The following is a 20,287-nucleotide window of genomic DNA, read 5'->3' as shown; positions in this document are numbered from 1 at the left end:
CGCAACTAGTTGATCCGCACGACACTGCCGCGCACGGTCAGCGCCCCGTTCGAGGTGACCTCGGTCTGTCCTTGCCCGGCGACCGAAACGGTGTTGCCTTCGACCTTCAACTGGGTGTCGGCCTTCATCGACACCTGCTGGCCCTTGAGCTCCAGCAGGCCGCTGCCCGCGTCGATCGACACCCCGTTGCTGGCCTTGACCTTCACGTCCTTGCCGCTGGTGATCTCGATCGTGGAGTTCTTCTGGTCGAGCTTGATCACCAGCTTGCCGTCGCCACTGGCGATCGTGATGCCGCCGGTCTCGACGAACTCCAGCTTGTGTCCCTTGCGCGAGACGAACCCCCGCACGGCGATCTCGCCGCTGGTCCCGTCCACCGGGTCGGTGGAGAACCTGGGCACGCTGTCCTTGCCGTTGTGCAGCCCGCCGAGCACGTAGGGCGCCTCGAAGTCCCCGTGCTCGAAGCCGACCAGCACCTCGTCCCCGACCTCGGGCACGATCAGCGTGCCCCGCTCCTTGCCCGCGCCGGCCTGCACCACCCGTGCCCAGGTGCTCGTGAAATCCTTGGACAACCAGGGAAAGGTGAGCTTGACGCGGCCGAGCTTGGCCGGGTCCTTGCTGTCGCTGACCACCGCGGGCACCAGCGAGGTGCCCGACGGACCGGACCCGGCGCCGCCCGTCGCCAGCCCGTAGAACGACCGCTCCTGCCGGCCCGAGACGGTGAACTCCGTGGTGTAGCCGACATGATCGGCGAACAGGTGCCGGGTGCTGGTGAGCGTGTACTTGCCGGCGAACGGCTCCCCCACATTCGTCAGCGCGACCGCCGTACCGGCGCGAAGCTTCGGGTTGCCCCTCGCCACGCCGTCCAGTTCCGCGCAGGCGCCGCCGAGCTGGGCGGCGAGCGCGTCGGCGACCGCGCGCGCCTCCGGCTGCGTGCGCCGCGGCCCATCGGCCACCAGGAACGACGGGGCGCTGAACTTCCGGGCAAGCCCGACCGGGTCGACGCCGCCGGCCTCCGTGCCCACCGCCTTCGCCGGCGCGGTCGCGGTGACCTCCTGCTTGTTCTCGAAGTCCCAGCCGCGCACCTCGACCTCGGGCACCTGCTCGGCCGCGGTGATCCCGGCCCGCAACGCGATCAGGTTGCGGTGGGCCTCGAGCACCAGCGGGTTGGTCGTGGCCTTCGCGGAGGTGGCCGGGGCGGTCGACGGCTTCTCCGGCAACCGGAAGTCGAGCTTGCCGTCCTTCACCACGATCTGGGCGCCCACCAGGTCGGCGAGCCGGGACAAGAACTCCCAGTCGCTCACGTTGTCCTGGCTGAACTGGGTGTGCGGGCGGCCACCGACCCCGCGCACGGCGTCGATCGTGCCGACCTGGAGATTGGCGCGCTGGGTCACCTTGCGCACCACGTCGGAGATCGTCATCTCGGGATAGGCCGCGACCCGCCGCCCCCGGAACAGCCGGTGGGCATGGTCGTAGCCGCGCACCTCGGTGAAGGTGCCGGTGCGGTCGAGATCGATGCCGATCGCGGTCACCTCGCCGGACAACAACAGCTCCGCCGCGCCCGGATCCGACGTCGCGGCCTTCAGTTTCACCTTGGCGCCGACCTTGAACCCGGCCTTGGCAAGCACGACCCCGCCAGGATCGCGGAACCGCAGCAGGAACGCGTCCGGCAGGTTCCGGCTGTCCTCGACCCAGGCGTGGGAGAGCATGCTCTTCACATCGTCGGCCAGGGGCGCGCCTTCGACCTCGACGACAAGGGTGTTGCTGAAGGTTTCGTTGGTCATCTCTGGACAACCTCCGCGTGCCGCGACGTCATTTCGCCACGACCTCGTCCAGCGCCGGCACCAGTAATCGCGAACCGGGACGCAGGCGCATAGGATCGTCGATCTCGTTGGCCTCGGCGATCTCCCGCCACAGCTCGGCATCGCCGTAGGCGCGGTACGCCACCGACTGCAAGGTGTCGCCCGCGACCAGCACGTGCTCGTTACGCGCCGCCAGGGCCCGCGAAGTCGGGTTCTGGCCACCCTGCTCGCCGGAAATCTCCTCCAGGTTCAGCGTGCACACCGCGCGTACCGGCACCCCGCCCGGGGTGAACAGGGTGTATTTCGCGGTCACGCTCGACACGTAGGCGGGGAAGCCGGTCATGCTGCCCCATTTGAAGATGACCCACGGCGGCGAGCCCTTCCCGCCCTGGCGGCTTTCCTCGGTGGCCACGCAGCAGCTGAACAGCTGCTCGACCTTCTTGACCACCTTGTCGTCCATCTTGTCCGTGGCGTCGAGGAACATTTCCAGGGTGAGCTTGCACGGGTCCGGCCCCTTGAACTCCGGGGGCGCGCTCTTCTTCGCGTTCGCGTGCGATTCGCGGTTCCACTTGGCGTTCTTGGTCAGCGACAGTTCTTTCGGGTTGAACTGGAACGTGATGTCGAACATTTTCGCGCCCGGCTGCGAAGAACTGCCGGTCTTGGGCGGCTGGTGCACTTCCAGCAGCGCGTGCTGAAGGTTGCTGGGCATCCCCGAGCCGTAGTTCGCCCCCGCCGAACTGCCCGCCGACGTGAAGGTGACCGGTGACGCGGACATCCTAGTTCCCCCTTCCCGAGCCCAGGAACCCGTGGTGCGCGAGCTCGATGGTCTCCGTGGCGACCTTCGGCGAGTCGGCGGACAACTGCGGCCCGCTCCAGCGCACCGGTACGACCCCGTCCAGCGACCAGCTCGCGATCACCGTGCCCTCCAGGGTGCGGGCCTCGATGGTGGCGGTCTTGCGGCTGATCCCGCCCGCCATTTCGGAGAACCACCTGGTGATCTTCGCGCTGTCCTTGGTGACCGGCCGCGACAGCTTGACGTTGGAGTACTTGATCCGGGACGGCAACTGCCAGACCATGCCGTTGTTGCCGCCCTCCTCACGCTGCTCGATGACGAACTCGGCACCGAGCCCGTCACAGCTGTTGAACACGCCGAGGCTCTTGTCGTCGATCTTCACGACGAAACACACGGCGACTGCTTCGGTTTCGGCCATTTCGTTCTCCTTCAGTGCCAGCGGTCGGTGAGCGCGCCACGGCGCTCACGGTCGAGCCTCAGCTCGGTTTTGAGCAGGCGCAGCAACGGATCGAACAGTTTCTTCACCAGCTCGTCCGGGCTCTGGCCGGGGGCGGGCGCGGCCGCCGCCGATGGTGGTGGTGCCGCCAGGGCGGCGGATTCGGTGGCGTCCGCCGGTGGCGGCGCCCCGACCGCGGCCGGTGCGGCCCCGGTGTCCTCCCGCTGCACGGTGACCTCTACGGGCCCCGCCATGACCGGGACGGTTCCCTGCACCACCGTCTGCACCGTGGGTGGTGCCGGTGCCCGCTGGGCCGGGGGCGGAACGAGTTCCTGGACCGAGGGCGCCGTGCCCGGCCGGACGTTCTCGCTGGCGAGCCCCTGCTGGTGCGCCCCTTCGCGGGTCGTGGCGAGCACGGGTTGCGCAGCGCGGTCGCCGATGAGGCGGGAGACCGTCACGGGCACCGCGGCCGGAAACGCCGCTCGGCCCACTGCCGGAGGACCATCGAGGGCGCGGGCCACCGGTAACGCGGCGATCGGCAGCGCCTCACCGGGCGCTGCCGTTTCTTCCTGCCGTTGCACCGTTTCGGGTGGCGGTGGCGCTTCGAGGGGGGCTTCACCGGTCAGCGGTGCCGTCGCGGAAATCGCCGCCGGCTCCAAAACCGGCTCGGCCACGGACATCGGCGGTGTGGACATCGGTGCCAGGCCCGGTGGTGAGCCCGGGATCAGCGGCGAGCCGAGACCAAGCCGCCGGGGTGATGCCGCGCCGGCACGCTGCACTACCGGCGGATGGCCGTCCACGGTCCGGGAAACCCCGCCGGGCGCGGGGGAGCTCCCCGATCCGGCCCGGGCGGCGGAGTCCGAAGTGGACGGTTCTTGGCCCCCGAGAAGCGGTGCGCTCGACTCTCCGGTCGCGTTCCGCCCTTCGATTGCTCGCTGCACCGCGGGCACTCCTAGACCGGCCTGGATACCGTGCTCGCTCACGACCGGCGCGTTCAACGCGCCCTGTACCTGTGCGTTCGATCCCTCCGGCACGGTCTCCTGGTCCTGGCCGGTGCTGACCGGGGCAGCAAGCGCCGTGATGCCGCCTCCGTCGGACACGCCGAGCGTCGGCCCGCCGCCACTGTCCACAGTGCCCAAGCTGTTCGTGCTGTTCGTGCTGTTCGTGCTGTCAGCGCTGTCCGGGATATCTGGGCCGGCCGGAGTGTCCGCGCTGTTCGGCCCGCTCGACACCGGCACGCTGACCGGCAGGTCAGGCGCCGGAGCAGCCGGCTCCTGGTGTCTCTGGACATTCAGCCCGGCCGGTGTCGCGACATTCAGCGCGCCGAGTGTCGGAGTCGCGGGCCCGGGTTCCGGAGCAGGATCCGCGGCCGGGGCCGGATCGGCCAGGCGGCTCAGCGTCGGCACGACGAACCCGCCATCGCCGGCCCCAGCGGCACCCGACCCAGCCGCCGGCCGGTCGGCACCCGGGTCACCGACGTTCACCGCACCAGCACTCGCCTCCCGGGTCCCCGGCACACCGATGTCCAGCCCACCGGCGCCCGGCACAGCCACGCTCGCTTCACCACCCGGCGGGGTCCCGCCCGCAAGCGGCAAACTTGGTTCGTCCGCGCGGGAAATCCCTCGGCCCCCGCCGGGCTCCACATCCCCGATGGACGGCGAGTTGTCACCGAATTGCGGTGCTGGCACGGGCCGGAGCGGTAAGATGCCGACATCTTGCGAGGCCGGAGCGCGCTGCACGGCGGGCAGGTCCGCGGGGCTCGCGCCGACACCCATAGCGCCGCCAGCATCCCCCGCGCTGAAAGCACCTTCCGCGTTGGAACCATTTCCTGGGGTGAAAGCGCTCACAGCGTCTCCGGCAACCACCGGGCCCACCGCGCCGGTGCCCGCGGTACCGACCTCCGCAGCGCCCACGTCGAGGGCACCGGAATCCGCGGCACCGACAGTCCCGACGGTGTCGACATGTGCGGCGCCGAGGTCCATGGTGGAGACTGGCTGCACCGGGTCCGGCCGCACGGACTGGACGTGCGCGGAATCGGCGTCCGGCCCCACCTCGGCGTGGGACGGCTCCGCGGTTCTCGCGACCACCGGGGCGGCGACGCTCGGAAGCCGCAACATCGGCAGTTCAACAGGCCCTGCCCTGGTGAAGTCGGTGGTCCGCTGAACCGGCTGCACAGACCGCAACCGCACCAGGGGCAGCTGATCCGAACGGGTTTCCCGGGCACCCGGCGTGGGAAGGGTTTCCGCGACTCGTTGCACCTCGGCCGGCCCGCGAGCGTGACCAGGCACCGGACCGTCCAAAGTGTTTCGTATGGCTACCGGCGGCCTTCCCGAAGGACCGGCCGACGGCAACGGGTCCGCGGCCCGCTGCACCCCCAGGGCCGGCGGCCGGCCCGCGGACTCCGGCGAAACCGGCACCTGCCGGGGGTTTTCGACCACCCGCTGGACCTGGGGAAGCGCCGGCGAGGGTGGCTGCCCCAGCGTCGCGTTCGGCGCCGGATCGAGCGCGGGGCCATCGGAGACCGGCACCGCCGGCTCCACCGAAACGACCTCCGGAGCCGGTTCGAACGACGTGGTTTCCGGCGGTTCGGGCGAGACCGCCTCCTCCGCGGAGCGCTGCAACACCGCGTCGCGGATACGCGACAGGAGCGGGACCCGTGGCGGCTTCGACGTCTTCAGCGGTTGCGCCACCGGCATGGCCACCGCACGCGACACCGTCACCGGCCGGGCCAGGTCCGCGGTCCCCGACGGCTCGTTCACCGACACCCGGTGCCCCAAGGGGGCCAGGTAAGCCGGGCTCTGCCAGGTCGCGAGCGACGAACTGAACCGCTGGGCCGGGTTGACCAGCGGATGCTCGGGCAGCACACGCTGGATCGGCGCGAGCGAACGCCACTCGCCACGGGACACCGGAAGCGGTTCCGGCCGGACAGCTTCCGTGCTTCCTCTTCGTCCCCACAACCGGCTCATCTCATCGCCCCCGGCCTCGTCGGAGCCTCACCGCGGTGCTGTCCGGGGCCCAGCCGCCAGGCCCCCGCCGGGGGAAGGCCCCCGGACCCCCGCCAGCCCACATCGCGATTCATCTCCCTTCGCTGATCCTGGTGTTGATGCGGGCGATCTCGGTCACGTACCGCACCCGGTCGGGGTGCTCGAGGTCGAGAATGTCGTCCATCGACCAGTTGAAGTGGTAAGCGACGTACGCGACTTCCTCGTGCAGCCGGTCCGCCGCGTACGTCACGATTCCCCCAGGCGACCACCAGCGATGTCCACCGCGAACTCGTGCCTGCACTCCGGGCAGGTGACCCCGGCCCGCGTGTGGCCCTCGCTGTTGATGCGCCGGTAGAGATCCTGGAGGAACGCCAGATCCGAGGCGAACAAGTTCTCCACGATCCCGGCGTGCACGTCGGTGATGTCGCCGATGCGCGTGATCACCCGGGCCAGCAGCACCACCGTCAGGTACGCCGGATTCTCGCGAACCCGGTCATCCCGCAGCGGCACGAGCTCGTCCCGGGCGGTGGCCAACCGCATCACGCCCGACCGGTGTGTGACGCCGGAATCGTCGACGTAGCCCCGGGGCAGTTCGAAAGCGAACTCGGTCCGCATCTTTTCACGCTGGGGTTGGGCCGGCGCCGGCTCCGGAGTGGCCGGGACCGGCACCGTTATCGTGGTGCGCCGCATCTTTATTCGGGTTCCAGTTCCTCGTAGGTCACCACGAGCTTCTCGGTGAGCATGCTCGTGTCACCCGCCTTCAGCGTGCCGATCTCCAGGCTCTTGGGCCAGCAGCGCTTGAGGTTGTAGCGCTTGAGCGGGGTGCCCTCGTAGTCGTAAATGACCACGGCGCCGTCCTTGCGCGCCTCGCCCATCTTGCCGAAATGGGAGTCCTTGACCCATTTCTCGAAACTGGTGTCGTCGGTGAGACCGCGCGTGAAGGTCACCTCGCCCGCCTTCGGGCGGCCCGGCACCTTCTTGATGATGTACTTGCCGTCGGCGGCGCTGTTCTGCTTGATCTCGATGACGTCCTGCTCCATCTTCAGGCCGGACACCTCGGAGATCTGCTTGATCTGGATGCCGTCGACCTCCAGCCCGTAGGAATGACCGACCGCCTTGTCGAATTCGGCGAGAGCCATGTCAACAACCCTTCCTTGTTATTCGTTCACCAGGCTGGTGCCGCCCTGGATCTGGGCCAGCCGGAAGACGACGAATTCCGCGGGCTTCACCGGCGCGATGCCGACCTCGCAGAGCACCTGGCCGAGGTCGATGCTTTCGGCCGGGTTGGTTTCGCGGTCGCATTTGACATAGAACGCCTCGTCGGGGGTGAGGCCGAACAAGGCACCCTTGCGCCATTCCGTCACCAGGAAGGAGCTGATCGTGCGGCGGATCCGGGCCCACAGCGCTTCGTCGTTCGGCTCGAAGACCACCCACTGGGTGCCGTTGAGGATGGACTCCTCGAAATAGTTGAACAGCCGCCGCACGTTCAGGTAGCGCCACGCCGGGTCGCTGGAGAGCGTGCGCGCGCCCCAGACGCGGATGCCGCGGCCGGAGAACGAGCGGATGCAGTTCACGCCGATCGGGTTGAGCAGGTCCTGCTCGGCCTTGGTCACCTGGGTCGCCAGGCTGACCGCGCCCTGCACGACCTCGTTGCCGGGTGCCTTGTGCACGCCCCGCGTGCTGTCCGTGCGGGCCCAGACACCGGCCATGTGCCCGCTCGGCGGGACGAACTTGTTGATGCCGCTGCCCGGGTCGAAGACCTTGATCCACGGGTAGTACAGCGCCGCGTACTTCGAGTCGTAGCCGGCGTAGTCGGTGCGCCAGTCCTTGACCTGCTGGGGCGAAAGCCCCGGCGGGGGGTCGAGGATCGCCAGGCGGTTCCCCATCAGCTCGCAGTGCGCGATCATGGCCAGTTGCACCGACTTGACGGCCTCGAGGTCGATGGCGCCACGCTCGTACTGGCTCATCAGGTCCGGCACGATCACCATGGTGATCTCGTCGACGGCCTCCAGACCGCTGAAACCGGTGCGGTCCGAGACGTCGCCGACGAAGTCGTCGGGCGCGACCGTGGTCGGCACCGGCGCCGGGGCCTCCTGCAGCGCCACGGTGCCCTTTTCCGGCTTGGTGAGCGCTCCGCCGCCGACCTCCTCGATGGCGATCAGCTTCGACTTCTCGCGCACGACGGTGATGATGTTGTCCTTGGTGCGCTTGGTGGTGACGTTGTGTGTCTCGGCGACCTTGCCGTTCTGCTTGACCAGCAGGGTGAAGCGGTCGTCCGGGGCGTTCTCGTCGCCGGAGTCGGCCACCTCGACCGTGATGTCCGACGCCTTCGTCCCGGCGGGCAGTTCCCTGGCCAGCACGCGGTAGCCGCCGAGCGTCGCCTGTGGCCCGGCGGTCAGCTCCGGCCGGCGACCGTTGCCGTTACCGCGCGCCCCGCCGATGCGGACGATGTAGCAGTTCGTGCCCCCGTTGAGGAAATAGCCGTAGACCGCCTGGGCGAGATAGAACCCGTCGACGAACTCGCCGTAGATCGAGGTGAACTGCGTCCAGTTGGACACGAGCGTCGCTGTGTCGAACGGCCCCTGCTGGGCGAACCCGACGAATGCGGCTACCGAGGTACCCACGCCCTCGATCGGCCGTGAGCCCGCCTCGGCCTCCTCGACGTACACGCCCGGCGAGAGATAAGTGGGCATCCCCTTGCCTCCTTGATGAGCAGATTGCCTACCTCCGCGATACTCCGTGGCCAGCGGCGCGGGCAGAACGACCACGTGACGGTGCGGGAGGGAACCGATCACTGCCCCAAAAGGCAGCCGTCACGCACCGGGAACACGACGCCGCTCGGGCGTTCGTACTTCCGGGCAGGCAGCCGTGCCCGGAAGTACGGCCATCCGCTCCTTCGGTGCCGGACGGCACGCCCAAAACTGGTATGCACCAGGGAAATCGGCTGCCCACGGGGGGGGTACATGGTGAAGGCACCGGCGGAGGACCGGGAGCCCGGCCGGCGTCCGGACCACCGATCTTCGCCGGAGCGCCGGGATGACGAGCCTTCCCCGGCCCCCAACCGGCCGTTGAGCGCCGGGGCGGTCCAGCGGCTGCAATCGGTCGCGGGGAACCGCGCCGCCGCGGCCCTGCTGGCACGACGTGCCCGCCCCGCGCCCACGAAGGCTTCACCCGCCGCCGAGCGACCAGGTCCATCGCCGTCACCGGCACCCGCCGCTGGTGACACGTCGCAGGTGCAGCGGCTCGCCGAGGGTGGCGAAGCTCCCGCCCGGCCGGGCCCGGACGGGGACCCGAAGTTCAAAGCACTACAGGCCGACATCCGCGCCAAACAACAGACGATGCGCAAGCATCCGCCGGCCCGGTCGGAGGCTCAGGCGTCCCAGGCCGCGGCGAAGCCGCCGCAGGATGACAAGGAGGCGCAGGGCAAGGCGGCGAACGCGGAGAAGATGAACGCCGCCAAGCCGGGCGAGTTCGACAAGGCCGCGTTCGTCAAAGCGGTCAACGACGCGATCGCCGCGCAGGCACCCAAGAATCTCGACGAGGCCGACAAGTTCTCCGAATCCGGCAAGGCGGACGCGGTCAAGAGCCAGGTGCAGGGCAAGGTCGGCGAGGGCAGGAAGGCCTCGGCAGGCGCGATCGAGACCACCACCAAGGCCCCGCCGGACACCTCGCAGGCGAAAGAGAAACAGGTCACGCCGCTCCGGCCGGACCAGCCGCCGCCCACCCCGGCCGCGCCCGACCCATCGAAGGCCGTGCCGGACAAGGCACCCGCGTCGGCGACCGATTTCTCCGACGGTCCGGAAAAGGTCGACAACCAGCTGGCCGACGCACAGGTCACCGAGGAGCAGCTGGCCAAGTCGAACGAGCCGGAGTTCACCGGCGCGCTGGACGCGAAGAAGGAAGGCGAGAAGCAGGCCGCCGCCTCCCCGGGCCAGATCCGCGCGAAGGAGGCCCAGACGCTGGCGGGGGCGAAAGCGCAGGCCCAGCAGGCCGGTGCGACCGCGATGACGTCGCTGGCCAACCACCGGAAGCAGACCGGCGCCCAGGTCGGCCAAGGCAGGGAGGGCGCGAAAGGCTCCGACGAGCAGAAGCGCGCGCAGGCCACCGCGAAACTGCAGAAAGTCTTCGACGCCACGAAGAAGGATGTCGAAGACATACTGTCCGGTTTGGACAAAAAGGTGGACGAAAGGTTCACCAAGGACGAAAAGGCCGCTCGTGACGCGTTCACCGCGGAGCACAAGCGGAAAATGGACGAGTACAAGGACGAACGGTACTCGGGTTTCACCGGAAAGCTGCGGTGGGTCAAGGACAAGTTCGCGGGCCTGCCCGAAGAGGCGAACCAGATCTTCGTCGAGGCCCGCAAGGGCTACGTCGCGCGGATGCAGCAGGTCATCTCCGGGATCGCGGACCTGATCGGCGGCGAGCTGAACCGCGCCAAGCAGCGTATCGCCACCGGCCGCGACGAACTCCAGGCCGAGGTTCGCAAGCTGCCGGCCGATCTGCAGGCGATCGGCAAGCAGGCCGCCGGGCAGTTCTCGGCGAAGTTCGACGAACTCACCGAGTCCGTCGACGCCAAGGGCAAGGAACTGGTCGACACCCTGGCCGGCAAGTACACCGAGGCGCTCAAGTCGGTCGACGACGAAATCGCCGCCGAAAAGGAGAAGAACAAGGGGCTCATCGCCAAGGCCGTCGACGCGGTCAAGGGCGTCATCGAAACGATCCTGAAGCTCAAGGACATGCTGATGGGCGTGCTCGCCAAGGCCGCTTCGGCCGTCATGGCGATCATCTCCGACCCTATCGGTTTCCTCGGCAAACTGGTCTCCGCCGTCGGCGCCGGGTTGCGCGCCTTCATGGCCAACATCGGCGAGCACCTGAAGAAGGGCCTGCTCGGCTGGCTGCTCGGCGCCATGGCCTCGGCCGGGCTGCAACTGCCGTCGAAGTTCGATTTGCGCGGCATCATCATGATGATCGGTTCCCTGCTGGGCCTGACCTGGCAGGCGATCAAGAGCCGGGTGATCTCCCGTGGCGTGCCCGCCCCCGCCATGGACGCCGCGGAAAAGTCGGTGCCCGTGGCGCAGAAACTCGCCTCGGGCGGCATCGGGGGAATCTGGGAGGACATCAAGGAAAAGGTCGGCGATCTCAAGGCCAACCTGTTCGCCAAGATCACCGAATACCTGATCCCCACCGTCCTGATCGCCGGCATCACCTGGATCATCTCGCTGCTCAACCCCGCCTCGGCCTTCGTCAAGGCCTGCAAGATGATCATCGACATCGTCACGTTCATCATCGAACGCGGCGCCCAGATCATCGAATTCGTCAACGCCGTCCTCGACGCCGTCATCGCCATCGCCGGCGGTGGCACCGGCGGCGTCCCGGCCCTGATCGAGGGCGCGCTGGCCAAGTCGATCCCGGTGCTGATCGGCGCCCTGGCCGCCATCCTCGGCATCGGTGGCATCGCCGAGAAGGTCAAGAAGTTCTTCCAAGCGCTGTCCAAGCCGGTCATGAAGGCCGTCGACTGGGTGGTCGACAAGATCGTCAAGTTCGGCAAGAAGATCTGGGCCAAGATGAAGGCCGCGGGGAAGAAGATCAAGGACAGGTTCGGGAAGAAGGCGAAAAAGGACGGCGGCGGGCCGGCCACCAAGGAGCAAAGTCGGCAGGAAAAGGAGGAAAAGCTCGACACGATCATACTGAGCCTGCGCCCGAAGATAAGGGCGGCCGCCACCGCTGGGCCGTCCAGCATGGACTTCCGTTCGAAGCTGGCCACTTGGCGCGCACAACACCGGCTCACCGCGCTCGAGGTTCGCGGCGACACCGGCACGGTCGCGATCTGGGCCAAGATCAACCCCGAGAAGGAGGCCGGCCAGGTCGTCAAGCTGAGCATGGAGATGCTGCGCGATATCGCCGTCCAAGTCTCCGGCGAAGTACTCGACAACCCCATCGTCAAGTCGCACGCGCGACATATGGCTCAACTCCGCAAGAACGACCCGAACGCGACGGTTCCGGTAACCGGGCGAGGCGGGTTCCTCGGGCTGGCGAAATTCTTCCACAACCGGGGGGCCGCCGTACCCGCGAACAAGCAGACGTACGCCATCTCCCCCGGCACCGTCGACGTCCAGGAATGGCACGGCGGCGTAACACGATTTATCAAGAATTTCTTCGCCAAGACCGGACGCCAGCCGAAACCGCGCCAGGTCCGAGTCAGCATAAACGAGGCGAAGGGCACGGTTCGCGTCCAGAACCCGGTCACCGGAGGCCCGAACGTCGGCCATTACCATACCCTGCCGAACCGTTTGCCGAAGACGATGACGGACGTCGAGATGGGCCTCGCGCTGCAACAGGTCGCACAAACGGGAAGAATGCCCGCGGGAGTCACGGCGAGCGATCAGCAGATGTTGGGCCAGCTGGCCGTCCTCATGTTCGGCCGGGAAACCCACCGCGGCGCGCAGAACGCAGCTCTCGCCCCGATGACCGTCGCGCTCATCCAGCAAGGTCACATGTCGGTCGACGACGCGTTTCGCCTCTTCCACGCGCCGGCCGCCAAGGATGACCGCGTGCACACCGGCGGCGAGTATCCCGCCTCGATGCGGGGGGCGGCCGCGGCAATGGAGCAACGCGGTTCCGATGAAGAAAATCGGGAGATGATCGAGCGCGAAAAGCAAATTGTGTGGCGCTGGGCAACTGTTTTCCTGAACCACAGGAGAGGCATGATAGTCGACAGCGCGGACAACGCGAAGCGCATAATGAAGGACTGGCTGCTACACTTCCACGGAGTACCATGACCTCGAGAACACGAAGGATAGCCTGTGCCACAGGACCTGATCAAGCTGGTGCTCGACCCCGGCGTGACCCGCCACGAATTCCGGCGGCTCGCCAGCGTGCTGGGGTGGACTGTCCGCGGATTCGGAAAAGATCTCCCGGACGAGCCGTTCGAGGAAGCCTGGGGAACACGGGGACAACGTCACGAGGTCCATTTTGTGGAAGATCCGTTTGTTGGTCTTTCCTATCTCCTGCTCGACAGTGCTGACCGCGAGCCCGTGCTGGACGAAGTGAAGGACCGGCTCCACGTCTGGTCGGTTGAGGAAACAATTGGTTCACTGCGGGACGCACCGTCACCACAGCTACGCGCGGAACGAGTACGCATCCTTGCGTTGTGCGCGCCGAGCGACCAGGAAGAGGCAAGTGTCGCCGCCTTCGGTTCGGCCGCTCAAGACCCGTCCGAAGAAGTTCGAGAATCCGTGGTCTTTGCCGGCGCGTACCTTCCTGGCTGGTCCGCGTTACGCGAAATCCTCGGCAGGATGGCCGCTTCAGACGCCTCCCCGGCAATCAGGGCTGACGCGCAGGCAATGCTGGAAACGCTCGACACACCTTGACGACGAGATCCAGCGCGCACCACGGATTCTCAAGTTCCTGGCTCCGACAGAGGTTTGCCGTGGGGCAGACCACGCGGCGGCGAATCGGCTGCGTGGACCCTATTCGGATCCTTCTTCCTCTTCCTCGGCTTCGCGCTGGACGAAAGTCTGCGCAGTGTCGGCTTCGTCCTCCTCCGGGGCTTCCTCGCGCTGCACGGCCGCCGTGTCCTCCATCCGCTGGACGGCCGCGCCGGCGGGAGCGGCGGCCGCGGGAGCGGACTGGGACATCACGTGGTCGGCGTTGGCGACGGCTTCGCGTTCGAAGCGGTCGGAGGGGTCGCTGACCTTGACGCCGCCGCCCGCGTCCGTGCCGTCGACGGGGCCGCTGCGCTGCTGGACGACATGGGTCAGCTCGTGGGCGAGCATGTGCTTGCCGGCGTCGGAGGAGGGGTCGTACTTGCCGCTCTGGAAGACGATGTCCGAGCCGACGGTGTAGGCCTGCGCGTTGACGGACTTCGCCGACTCGTGGGCGGCGCCGCCGGTGTGCACGCGGACGTTGGAGAAGTCCTGACCGAAGCGGGATTCCATATCGGAGCGGGTCTCGTTGTCCAGGGGCGCGCCGCCGGAGTTGATCACGTCGTGGACCGGTGAGCGTTCCTCTTCCACCAGGGTGCTCGCGCCGGCGTTACCCACGGCTCGTTGCAGACCGAGCATCCCGGCCGGGCCGAGCACGTCGGTCCGGCCGGCGACGGCGGCGCGTCCCAGGAGGTCGTGGTCGTCGCGTTCGATCCGGTCGCCCTTGGGACGGAAGCCCGTCTCGAAATCGTGTTCGTGGCCGTGCCCGCGCATAGTCACCCCTCCGGTCGGCAGTCCTGCCACAAGCCTGACCCTTCCTTGGACGAAGAACAAGGGATTACGTTCGCCCGTCTGGGCAAGGATCGCTGCCTGATCGGGCAAATCACGCCGGGACAGGTTTGCACGCCGGGAAAACGGTCTGGAGAGGTCGCTCGACCTGCCTGAACGCGGAACTCGGCCGCCGCGAAGGCCCGACTCGCGGGTCGCGAAAGCCCGACTCGCGGGGGGATCAGGCGACGAGGGGGAGGTAGTGGCCGAACTCGCGTTCCAGGCACAGGCGGCCCAGTTTGCGGTACTCCCGGGCGACCGCGCCCACCAGGTCGATCATGGCCAGCGGGCGGGCGGCTTCGGCGGACAGGTAGGCGGCGGTGACGGCGGCCGAACGGATGTGGCCTCCGGCGAGCTCGAAGCGGGTGGCGAGGAAGTCGAGGTCCAGGTCGTCGGCGCGGGGCAGCCGGTTGCCGAGGCACTGGTCCCACAGGCGGCGCCGGTTGGCGGAGTCGGGCAGGGGGAAGTCGACGATCACGTCCAGGCGCCGGGTGAACGCCTCGTCCAGGTTCGCGCGGAGGTTGGTGGCCAGGATCGCGATGCCGTCGAAGGTCTCCATGCGCTGCAACAGGTAAGCGCTTTCAATATTGGCATAGCGATCGTGCGCGTCGCGGACCTCGGATCGCTTGCCGAAGATCGCGTCCGCCTCGTCGAACAGCAGGACGCCGTTGATCCCGGCCGCTTCGGTGAAGATCCGTTCGAGGTTCTTCTCGGTCTCCCCCACGTACTTGTCGACGACGGTCGCGAGGTTCACCGTGTACAGGTCCAGCCCGAGGGACGAGGCGATCACCTCGGCCGACATCGTCTTTCCCGTCCCCGAGTCCCCGGCGAACAGGCCCGTGACGCCGCGCCCGCGCCCCCCGCCGGGCCGCATCCGCCACTCGTCGAGCACGCGGTCCCGGAACCGGGCGCGCGTGGCCAGCTCACGGAGCTGGGTCAGCACGCCTTCCGGCAGCACGAGATCGGGCCAGCCGACGGCCGGTTCGATCCGCCGCGCGAGCCGTTGCAGGCCGGCCGCGTTCTGGCTGCGGGCGCCCGCCCGCAGGTGTTCGACGCCGATGCGCTCGCCCGCGGCGGCCGCGGACATCTTGGCGGCCGCGGCGGCGGCGCGGATCTGGCCGGGGCCGAGCATGAAATGGGCCGTGGCGTCGGCCGGGTCGGTGCCGGGGGCGAGCCGGCCGCCGAGGTTGACCCGCCACAGTTCGGCACGGATCGGGATCGGCAGCAACGGCGCGTCGTGCTGCAACGGCGGGGTGGAACTCCAGCGCGGATCCCAGAGGCCGGCGCCGTAGAGGATGACGGGGACCGCCGGGTGGCTGAGTCCGGTCAGCGGCGGGCCCGCTCTGCCTTCTGACGACCCAGCCCCCGGACCCCGGCCGGAACCAAGCTCACCGACCGGGCCGAGCACCACGCCGGCGCCACGCAACAGGGCTTCCCGCAGCAGGGCGCGGGTCGTCTCGGCCCCGTCGGGTCCGGTGCGCAGCCATGCCTCCTCGGCCGCGAGCGTCGAGAAACCGGCTCGGGCGAGCGCGGCCGTGGCGAGGTCGACGGCCCCTCCCCCGGGACGTTCCCGCAGGTAGACCAACCGGACCGCATCGCGGAGCGCCCGCGCGAGACGGTCGGCGTGGGGCATCTCCACCGTCGTGGTGACCGGCTGGGCGAAGTCGGTGAGGGCGGGATCGAGCCGGTCGTCGCCCAGCAGATGGCCGACGACCCGGTCGGGCACGCGCAGCCCCCGCGAGAGGAAGGGCCGTTCCAGTTCGTCGACGCGGAGCAGGCCCGCCGCGATGAGCGGCGCGCCCGGATCGAGCCTGGCCCGCCCCGCGGCGGACGCCTCGGGGACCCCGCACAACCGCAGCGCGAGCCCGATGGTGGCGCGGCGGCGAGTCACGTCGTCGTTGAGGTAGCCGTAGAACTGCTCGAACCTGCTGTCCACGTCGGGCGCGAGTGCGACGAGGAGCAGTTCGACGTCGAGATCGGTGAGCGGCACGGTCGCGGCCAGCCTGCCGAGACGCCCGTCGGGGGCGGTCTCGGTGAACGAGGCGAACGGCTCGCGCCGGGCCTCGAGCAGCGCGTCGATGGCCTCTTCGGACAGATACAGCCCCCGGAACGGGTCGTCCGGGTGGGGATCCGCGGCGCGGCGCGCGGCTACCGCGGCGCGGATCCGCCGTTCCAGCCAGACCAACCGGTCCAGCACGTGCAGCAGGCTCGCCTCGGTGTTCATGAGGCCGGCCGCCGTACCCTGCGCATGGCGACCCGGCCACCCTCGGGCTCGGCGTGATGCCCGACTTCCTCGGCGCTGCCGAGACCGCGCGAGAGATCGAGCCGGACGCCTTCCCGGGCGGGCGGCCCGGCCGGGAAGACGCGGCCAGGATCGACCGGCGCGGACACCACGACGTCCAGCGACGGCTTGAGCTCGCCGCCGAGCGCGCTCCACACGTCGGCGAAGGCACGATCTTCCGGAGGGGGCAGGGCCACGGTCATCGCCACCGGAAGGCCGATTTCGGCCAGCGATCCGGCAAGCAGTTCGGGCGGCAACGCGTCGTGGCGCAGGAACCCGTGCAGCAGGGACGAAAGCAGGCGGTGCTCGTCCTCCGGCCGCTGGGTCCACGCCGTGACCAGGTAGGACAGCTTCATGTGCCGGGGCGGGAGGTGCCGCGCGGTGACGATGTTGTCCTCGTCGTACTCATTGAGCAGGCCACGCTGCCGCCGCCGCAGGTCTTCCCGGACGTCGTAGAGGTACACGTTCACGGTGGGGGCGTTGCGACGCGCCGCCCAGTCCTTGGTGGGCGCGTCGAAGGCGACCTCGATGTCGGTCCCGCGCAGTGCCTCCTCCCGGACCAGTTGCCGCAATGCCTCGTCGACCTCGTGAATCACCGACCCGCACCTCCTGGTCCCAGCGTGGCCGCCACGGGCCCGGCCCGGCAGTCGCGAGTCGCCGGACGTTCGGGAACGGATCGCTGCCCGAACGGGTGACCGCTGGGCCGTTCGGGCGTGACGAGGAGGAACTGCTTTCCGCGAGGAAGTGCCTGCGCAATGCTTGCACCTCGTGTGGGGTGCGAAGGGGAGATGGCGGGCGCCGGCGTTGTTCATGCTGCTCGCCGCCGGGCTGCTGGCCGCCGCCGCGCTCGCGATCACCTGGCGTGCCCTCGCCCCGAGCGACGCCTCCGAGGTCTCCGTCTCCGACCTGGCCTTCTCCCCGGACGGCGTGCTCGTCCAGCGGGCCGCGCCGGACAGCCCGCTCCGCCCCGGCGACCGGGTGCTGAAGATCGCCGGCACCGGCCTGCCCACGCCGGACCGGACGCCCGTCCACACCGGCCAGATCCTGCCGTACGAGATTGTCCGGGACGGCCGCACGATCATCGTCGACGTAGGCCTGCGCGCCTACCCGATCGGGCGGAACCTGCTGCGGAACTGGCCCTCGGTCCTGGTCACCCTGGTGCTCCTGGTGGCGTCGGGCACGATCTTCGCGGCCCGTCCCCAGGACCCGGCCGCGCACGCGGCCGTCACCGCGTCGGCGCTGGCGGCCACCACCGTGGCGGCCTCGGGGTTCATCTCACTCGAAGCGCTCGACCTGGCCGCCGGTGACCAGTTCTGGCGGTGGTACGGCGGCGAGTTGTGCTTCGCCCTGCTCTGGGGCGCGATCCTGCATTTCGCGCTGTCGTTCCCGGAGGTGACCGATCCGCGCCGGTACCGCGTCTCGGTGCTCGTCTCGTACACGGCTCCGCCGGTCCTGCACGGGGTCATCGCCGGTTTCGCGTATCTCTTCTTCGACGACCCGCTCCTGAAATTCGTGGCGGTTTCCTCGCCGGCACTCGGCGCGCTGTACGTCTACCCCCTGCTGGTGGTGGGCGTCCTGGTCGCGACCTACCTCCGGCGCCGCGACCGGCTGCTTCGAAGACGCCTGCGGTGGCTGGCGATCGCGCTCGGCGGCGGCGCGGCCATCTACCTGGCGGCCTGGGTGATTCCCGGGCTGCTGACGGGCCAGTCCCCGGTGCCGCCCGAATATCATTCCCTCGCGTTCCTGCCGGTGCCGATCGCGGTCGGCACGGCGATCCTGCGCCACCGCGCCCTCAACATCGACGTCGTCATCGGCCGCTCGCTCGCCTACGGTGGCCTGACCGTCCTGCTCGCCGTCCTCTACGTCGGCGTGGTGACCCTGCTCAACGCGCTCTTCCCGGCGATGGTCGGGCCCTGGGAACAGGCGCTCGCGGCCGCCATCATCGCGCTGGCCGTGCAGCCGCTGCACGCGGCCCTGCGTTCCCTGATCAACAAACGCCTCTTCGGCGACCGCAACGACCCGTACTGGATCGTGTCGACCCTGGCCGCCCGCCTGGAGAACAGCAGCACCCCCGCGGAACAACTGTCGACCATGGTGGAAACGATGGGGCGCGCGCTGCGAATACCCTATGTGGCCATCGAGCTGAATCGCGGTGCCGGACGGGAAATGGCCGCCAGCTTCGGCGTCCCGGCCGGCCTCACCGACCGGCTGCCGCTGACCTACCAGGGCGAGCCGGTCGGCCAGCTGGTGATTGCGCGACGGACCCAGCACGGCGCGCTGCGCCGCAAGGAACGGGCCATGCTCGCCGAGGTCGCCCACCACGCCGGGGCCGCCGCGTACACCGCGCGCCTGACAGCCGACCTCGTGCACACCCGCGACCGGCTGGTCAACGCCCGCGAGGAAGAACGCCGCAGGCTGCTGCGCGAACTGCATGACGGAGTCGGCCCGACCCTGGCCGCGGTGACGATCGGCCTGCACGCGGCTCGGCGCGCGATCGGCGACAACTCCCCCACCGCGATGGTGCTGGGCAAACTCCAGGGTTCGCTGTCCGCGGCGGTCACCGAGATCCGCAAGCTGGCGCGGGACCTGCGGCCGCCGATGCTCGACAAGCTGGGGCTGCTGGCCGCGCTGAAGGACTACATCGACACGATCAACAGCGACATCGAAGGCCTGTTTATCGTGCTGCGCGCGCCGGAGGAGTTGCCGCAACTGCCGCCGGCCATCGACGTCGCCGCCTACCGCATCGTTTCCGAGGCGCTGACGAACGTGGTCCGCCACGCGGGTGCCCGTTCCTGCGTGGTGCACCTGTGGATCGACCACGCGATCAACATCGCGGTCGTCGACGACGGCACCGGGCTGACCGGCGAGCACGACGAAGGCGTCGGCCTGTCCTCGATGCGTGAGCGCGCGATCGAGGTCGGCGGCGATTTCCGCGCGGAACGGCTTTCCACGGGCGGCACGCGCGTTGTCGCCACACTCCCCCTGCCCAAAGAGGCACTGTAAAAGGAGGTGCGGTAGATGGATCCCCTGCGCGTGCTGGTGGTCGACGACCATCCGATGTTCCGCTTCGGCCTCGCCGCGATGCTGGAGGCCGAACCCGAGTTCACGGTCGTCGGCGAGGCGGCCGACGGGCAGGCCGCCGTGCGGGCCGCCGAGGCCCTGAAGCCGGAGGTGGTGGTGATGGACCTGCACCTGCCCGACATCAGCGGGGTCGAGGCGGCCCGCCGGATCGTGGCCGCCGTCCCGGGCACGGGAGTGCTCATGCTGACCATGTCCGACGAGACCGAGTCGGTGTTCGCCGCGATGCGCGCGGGCGCACGGGGTTACCTGCTCAAGGGCGCGCAGCCCGAGGAGATCGTGCACGCGCTGCGGTCGGTCGGCCGGGGCGAGGCGATCTTCGGGCCGGACGTGGCCACCCATGTCCTGGGTTTCTTCAGCGGCGCGCCGGTGGCCACCAGCCCGGTCTTCCCGCAACTGACCGCGCGCGAGCGGGAGGTGCTCGACCTGCTGGCCGCGGGACGCAGCAACGCCGACATCGCGAAAACCCTGTTCCTGAGCCAGAAAACGGTGCGCAACCACATCTCGAACGTGTTCGGCAAGCTCCAGGTGGCCGACCGCGCCCAGGCGATCATCCGCGCCCGCGAAGCCGGCCTGGGGCAGCGATGACCGCGCTGGATTCCGCGCCACTTGGCTGCCGCGACCGGCGACTCGCTCGATGGGGCAGCGAATCGGGCCGCTGATC

The 20,287-nt window shown here is 69.2% G+C and carries 15 protein-coding genes; 4 read left to right on the top strand and 11 right to left on the bottom strand.

All coding sequences use genetic code 11. The features are described 5' to 3' along the window. Positions 1–5: 5 nt before the first annotated feature. The 8 genes from VJT49_RS07260 to VJT49_RS07225 all read right to left on the bottom strand — a co-directional run bounded on the left by VJT49_RS07260 (position 6) and on the right by VJT49_RS07225 (position 8,705). Entirely contained in the window at positions 6–1,781 is a 1,776-nt protein-coding gene (locus VJT49_RS07260) for a VgrG-related protein (RefSeq protein ID WP_324163933.1), read from the bottom strand. A 28-nt stretch (positions 1,782–1,809) separates the two neighbouring features. Further along, positions 1,810–2,574 carry a LysM peptidoglycan-binding domain-containing protein gene (locus VJT49_RS07255; RefSeq protein WP_324163932.1) on the bottom strand — a complete coding sequence of 255 codons (765 nt, stop codon included), beginning with the start codon at positions 2,572–2,574 and terminating at the stop codon, positions 1,810–1,812. A gap of 1 nt (position 2,575) precedes the next feature. Then, the gene (locus VJT49_RS07250; RefSeq protein ID WP_324163931.1) at positions 2,576–3,010 is read right to left on the bottom strand and encodes a phage tail protein; all 435 of its coding nucleotides are present in this window, start codon (positions 3,008–3,010) and stop codon (positions 2,576–2,578) included. Between the two features lie 11 nt (positions 3,011–3,021). Beyond that, on the bottom strand, positions 3,022–5,934 hold the full coding sequence (locus tag VJT49_RS07245) for a hypothetical protein (protein ID WP_324163930.1): 2,913 nt from the start codon (positions 5,932–5,934) through the stop codon (positions 3,022–3,024). Positions 5,935–6,103: 169 nt separating this feature from the next. Continuing rightward, positions 6,104–6,262 (bottom strand): DUF6760 family protein, encoded by a 159-nt coding sequence (locus tag VJT49_RS07240; protein WP_324163929.1) that lies wholly within the window; start codon positions 6,260–6,262, stop codon positions 6,104–6,106. Then, positions 6,259–6,702, bottom strand: a complete 444-nt coding sequence (locus VJT49_RS07235) for a hypothetical protein (RefSeq protein WP_414635857.1) — start codon at positions 6,700–6,702, stop codon at positions 6,259–6,261. The genes VJT49_RS07240 and VJT49_RS07235 overlap by 4 nt, the downstream gene beginning before the upstream one ends. Before the next feature lie 2 nt (positions 6,703–6,704). After that, on the bottom strand, positions 6,705–7,151 hold the full coding sequence (locus VJT49_RS07230; RefSeq protein WP_324163927.1) for a phage tail protein: 447 nt from the start codon (positions 7,149–7,151) through the stop codon (positions 6,705–6,707). Between the two features lie 18 nt (positions 7,152–7,169). Next, a complete protein-coding gene (locus VJT49_RS07225) occupies positions 7,170–8,705 on the bottom strand; it encodes a phage tail sheath family protein (RefSeq protein WP_324163926.1) in 1,536 nt (511 codons plus the stop codon). 270 nt (positions 8,706–8,975) lie between these two features. On the opposite strand from VJT49_RS07225, the gene VJT49_RS07220 reads away from it, so the two are divergent. Both VJT49_RS07220 and VJT49_RS07215 read left to right on the top strand, forming a co-directional pair. Further along, positions 8,976–12,791, top strand: coding sequence for a hypothetical protein (locus tag VJT49_RS07220; RefSeq protein ID WP_324163925.1), 3,816 nt, complete (start codon positions 8,976–8,978; stop codon positions 12,789–12,791). Positions 12,792–12,815: 24 nt separating this feature from the next. Next, on the top strand, positions 12,816–13,382 hold the full coding sequence (locus VJT49_RS07215) for a hypothetical protein (RefSeq protein ID WP_324163924.1): 567 nt from the start codon (positions 12,816–12,818) through the stop codon (positions 13,380–13,382). A gap of 99 nt (positions 13,383–13,481) precedes the next feature. Here the strand turns inward: VJT49_RS07215 and VJT49_RS07210 are convergent, their stop codons facing one another. From VJT49_RS07210 to VJT49_RS07200, 3 genes are all read right to left on the bottom strand, one after another. Continuing rightward, positions 13,482–14,210: a DUF4157 domain-containing protein gene (locus tag VJT49_RS07210; RefSeq protein ID WP_324164016.1), complete on the bottom strand. Its 729-nt coding sequence runs from the start codon at positions 14,208–14,210 to the stop codon at positions 13,482–13,484. A gap of 235 nt (positions 14,211–14,445) precedes the next feature. Beyond that, the gene (locus VJT49_RS07205; protein WP_324163923.1) at positions 14,446–16,488 is read right to left on the bottom strand and encodes an ATP-binding protein; all 2,043 of its coding nucleotides are present in this window, start codon (positions 16,486–16,488) and stop codon (positions 14,446–14,448) included. Beyond that, the gene (locus VJT49_RS07200) at positions 16,485–17,141 is read right to left on the bottom strand and encodes a DUF4255 domain-containing protein (protein ID WP_324163922.1); all 657 of its coding nucleotides are present in this window, start codon (positions 17,139–17,141) and stop codon (positions 16,485–16,487) included. The genes VJT49_RS07205 and VJT49_RS07200 overlap by 4 nt, the downstream gene beginning before the upstream one ends. A 172-nt stretch (positions 17,142–17,313) precedes the next feature. On the opposite strand from VJT49_RS07200, the gene VJT49_RS07195 reads away from it, so the two are divergent. Next, entirely contained in the window at positions 17,314–19,548 is a 2,235-nt protein-coding gene (locus VJT49_RS07195) for a histidine kinase (RefSeq protein WP_324163921.1), read from the top strand. 15 nt (positions 19,549–19,563) lie between these two features. Further along, positions 19,564–20,211 (top strand): response regulator transcription factor, encoded by a 648-nt coding sequence (locus VJT49_RS07190; protein WP_324163920.1) that lies wholly within the window; start codon positions 19,564–19,566, stop codon positions 20,209–20,211. Positions 20,212–20,287: the final 76 nt, after the last annotated feature.

The sequence above is a fragment of the Amycolatopsis sp. genome, assembly GCF_035276945.1.
Lineage (GTDB): Bacteria > Actinomycetota > Actinomycetes > Mycobacteriales > Pseudonocardiaceae > Amycolatopsis_E.
Note: the sequence above shows the minus strand (reverse complement) of the source record. Positions and strands in the feature narration are given on the sequence as shown.

Bases quoted from the DNA above. Each gene is read 5' to 3' on its own strand.
- VJT49_RS07260 (WP_324163933.1), bottom strand. From the start codon at position 1,781: ATGACCAACGAAACCTTCAGCAACACCCTTGTCGTCGAGGTCGAAGGC.
- VJT49_RS07250 (WP_324163931.1), bottom strand. From the start codon at position 3,010: ATGGCCGAAACCGAAGCAGTCGCCGTGTGTTTCGTCGTGAAGATCGAC.
- VJT49_RS07190 (WP_324163920.1), top strand. From the start codon at position 19,564: ATGGATCCCCTGCGCGTGCTGGTGGTCGACGACCATCCGATGTTCCGC.
- VJT49_RS07210 (WP_324164016.1), bottom strand. From the start codon at position 14,210: ATGCGCGGGCACGGCCACGAACACGATTTCGAGACGGGCTTCCGTCCC.
- VJT49_RS07235 (WP_414635857.1), bottom strand. From the start codon at position 6,702: ATGCGGCGCACCACGATAACGGTGCCGGTCCCGGCCACTCCGGAGCCG.
- VJT49_RS07220 (WP_324163925.1), top strand. From the start codon at position 8,976: ATGGTGAAGGCACCGGCGGAGGACCGGGAGCCCGGCCGGCGTCCGGAC.
- VJT49_RS07230 (WP_324163927.1), bottom strand. From the start codon at position 7,151: ATGGCTCTCGCCGAATTCGACAAGGCGGTCGGTCATTCCTACGGGCTG.
- VJT49_RS07255 (WP_324163932.1), bottom strand. From the start codon at position 2,574: ATGTCCGCGTCACCGGTCACCTTCACGTCGGCGGGCAGTTCGGCGGGG.
- VJT49_RS07225 (WP_324163926.1), bottom strand. From the start codon at position 8,705: ATGCCCACTTATCTCTCGCCGGGCGTGTACGTCGAGGAGGCCGAGGCG.
- VJT49_RS07205 (WP_324163923.1), bottom strand. From the start codon at position 16,488: ATGAACACCGAGGCGAGCCTGCTGCACGTGCTGGACCGGTTGGTCTGG.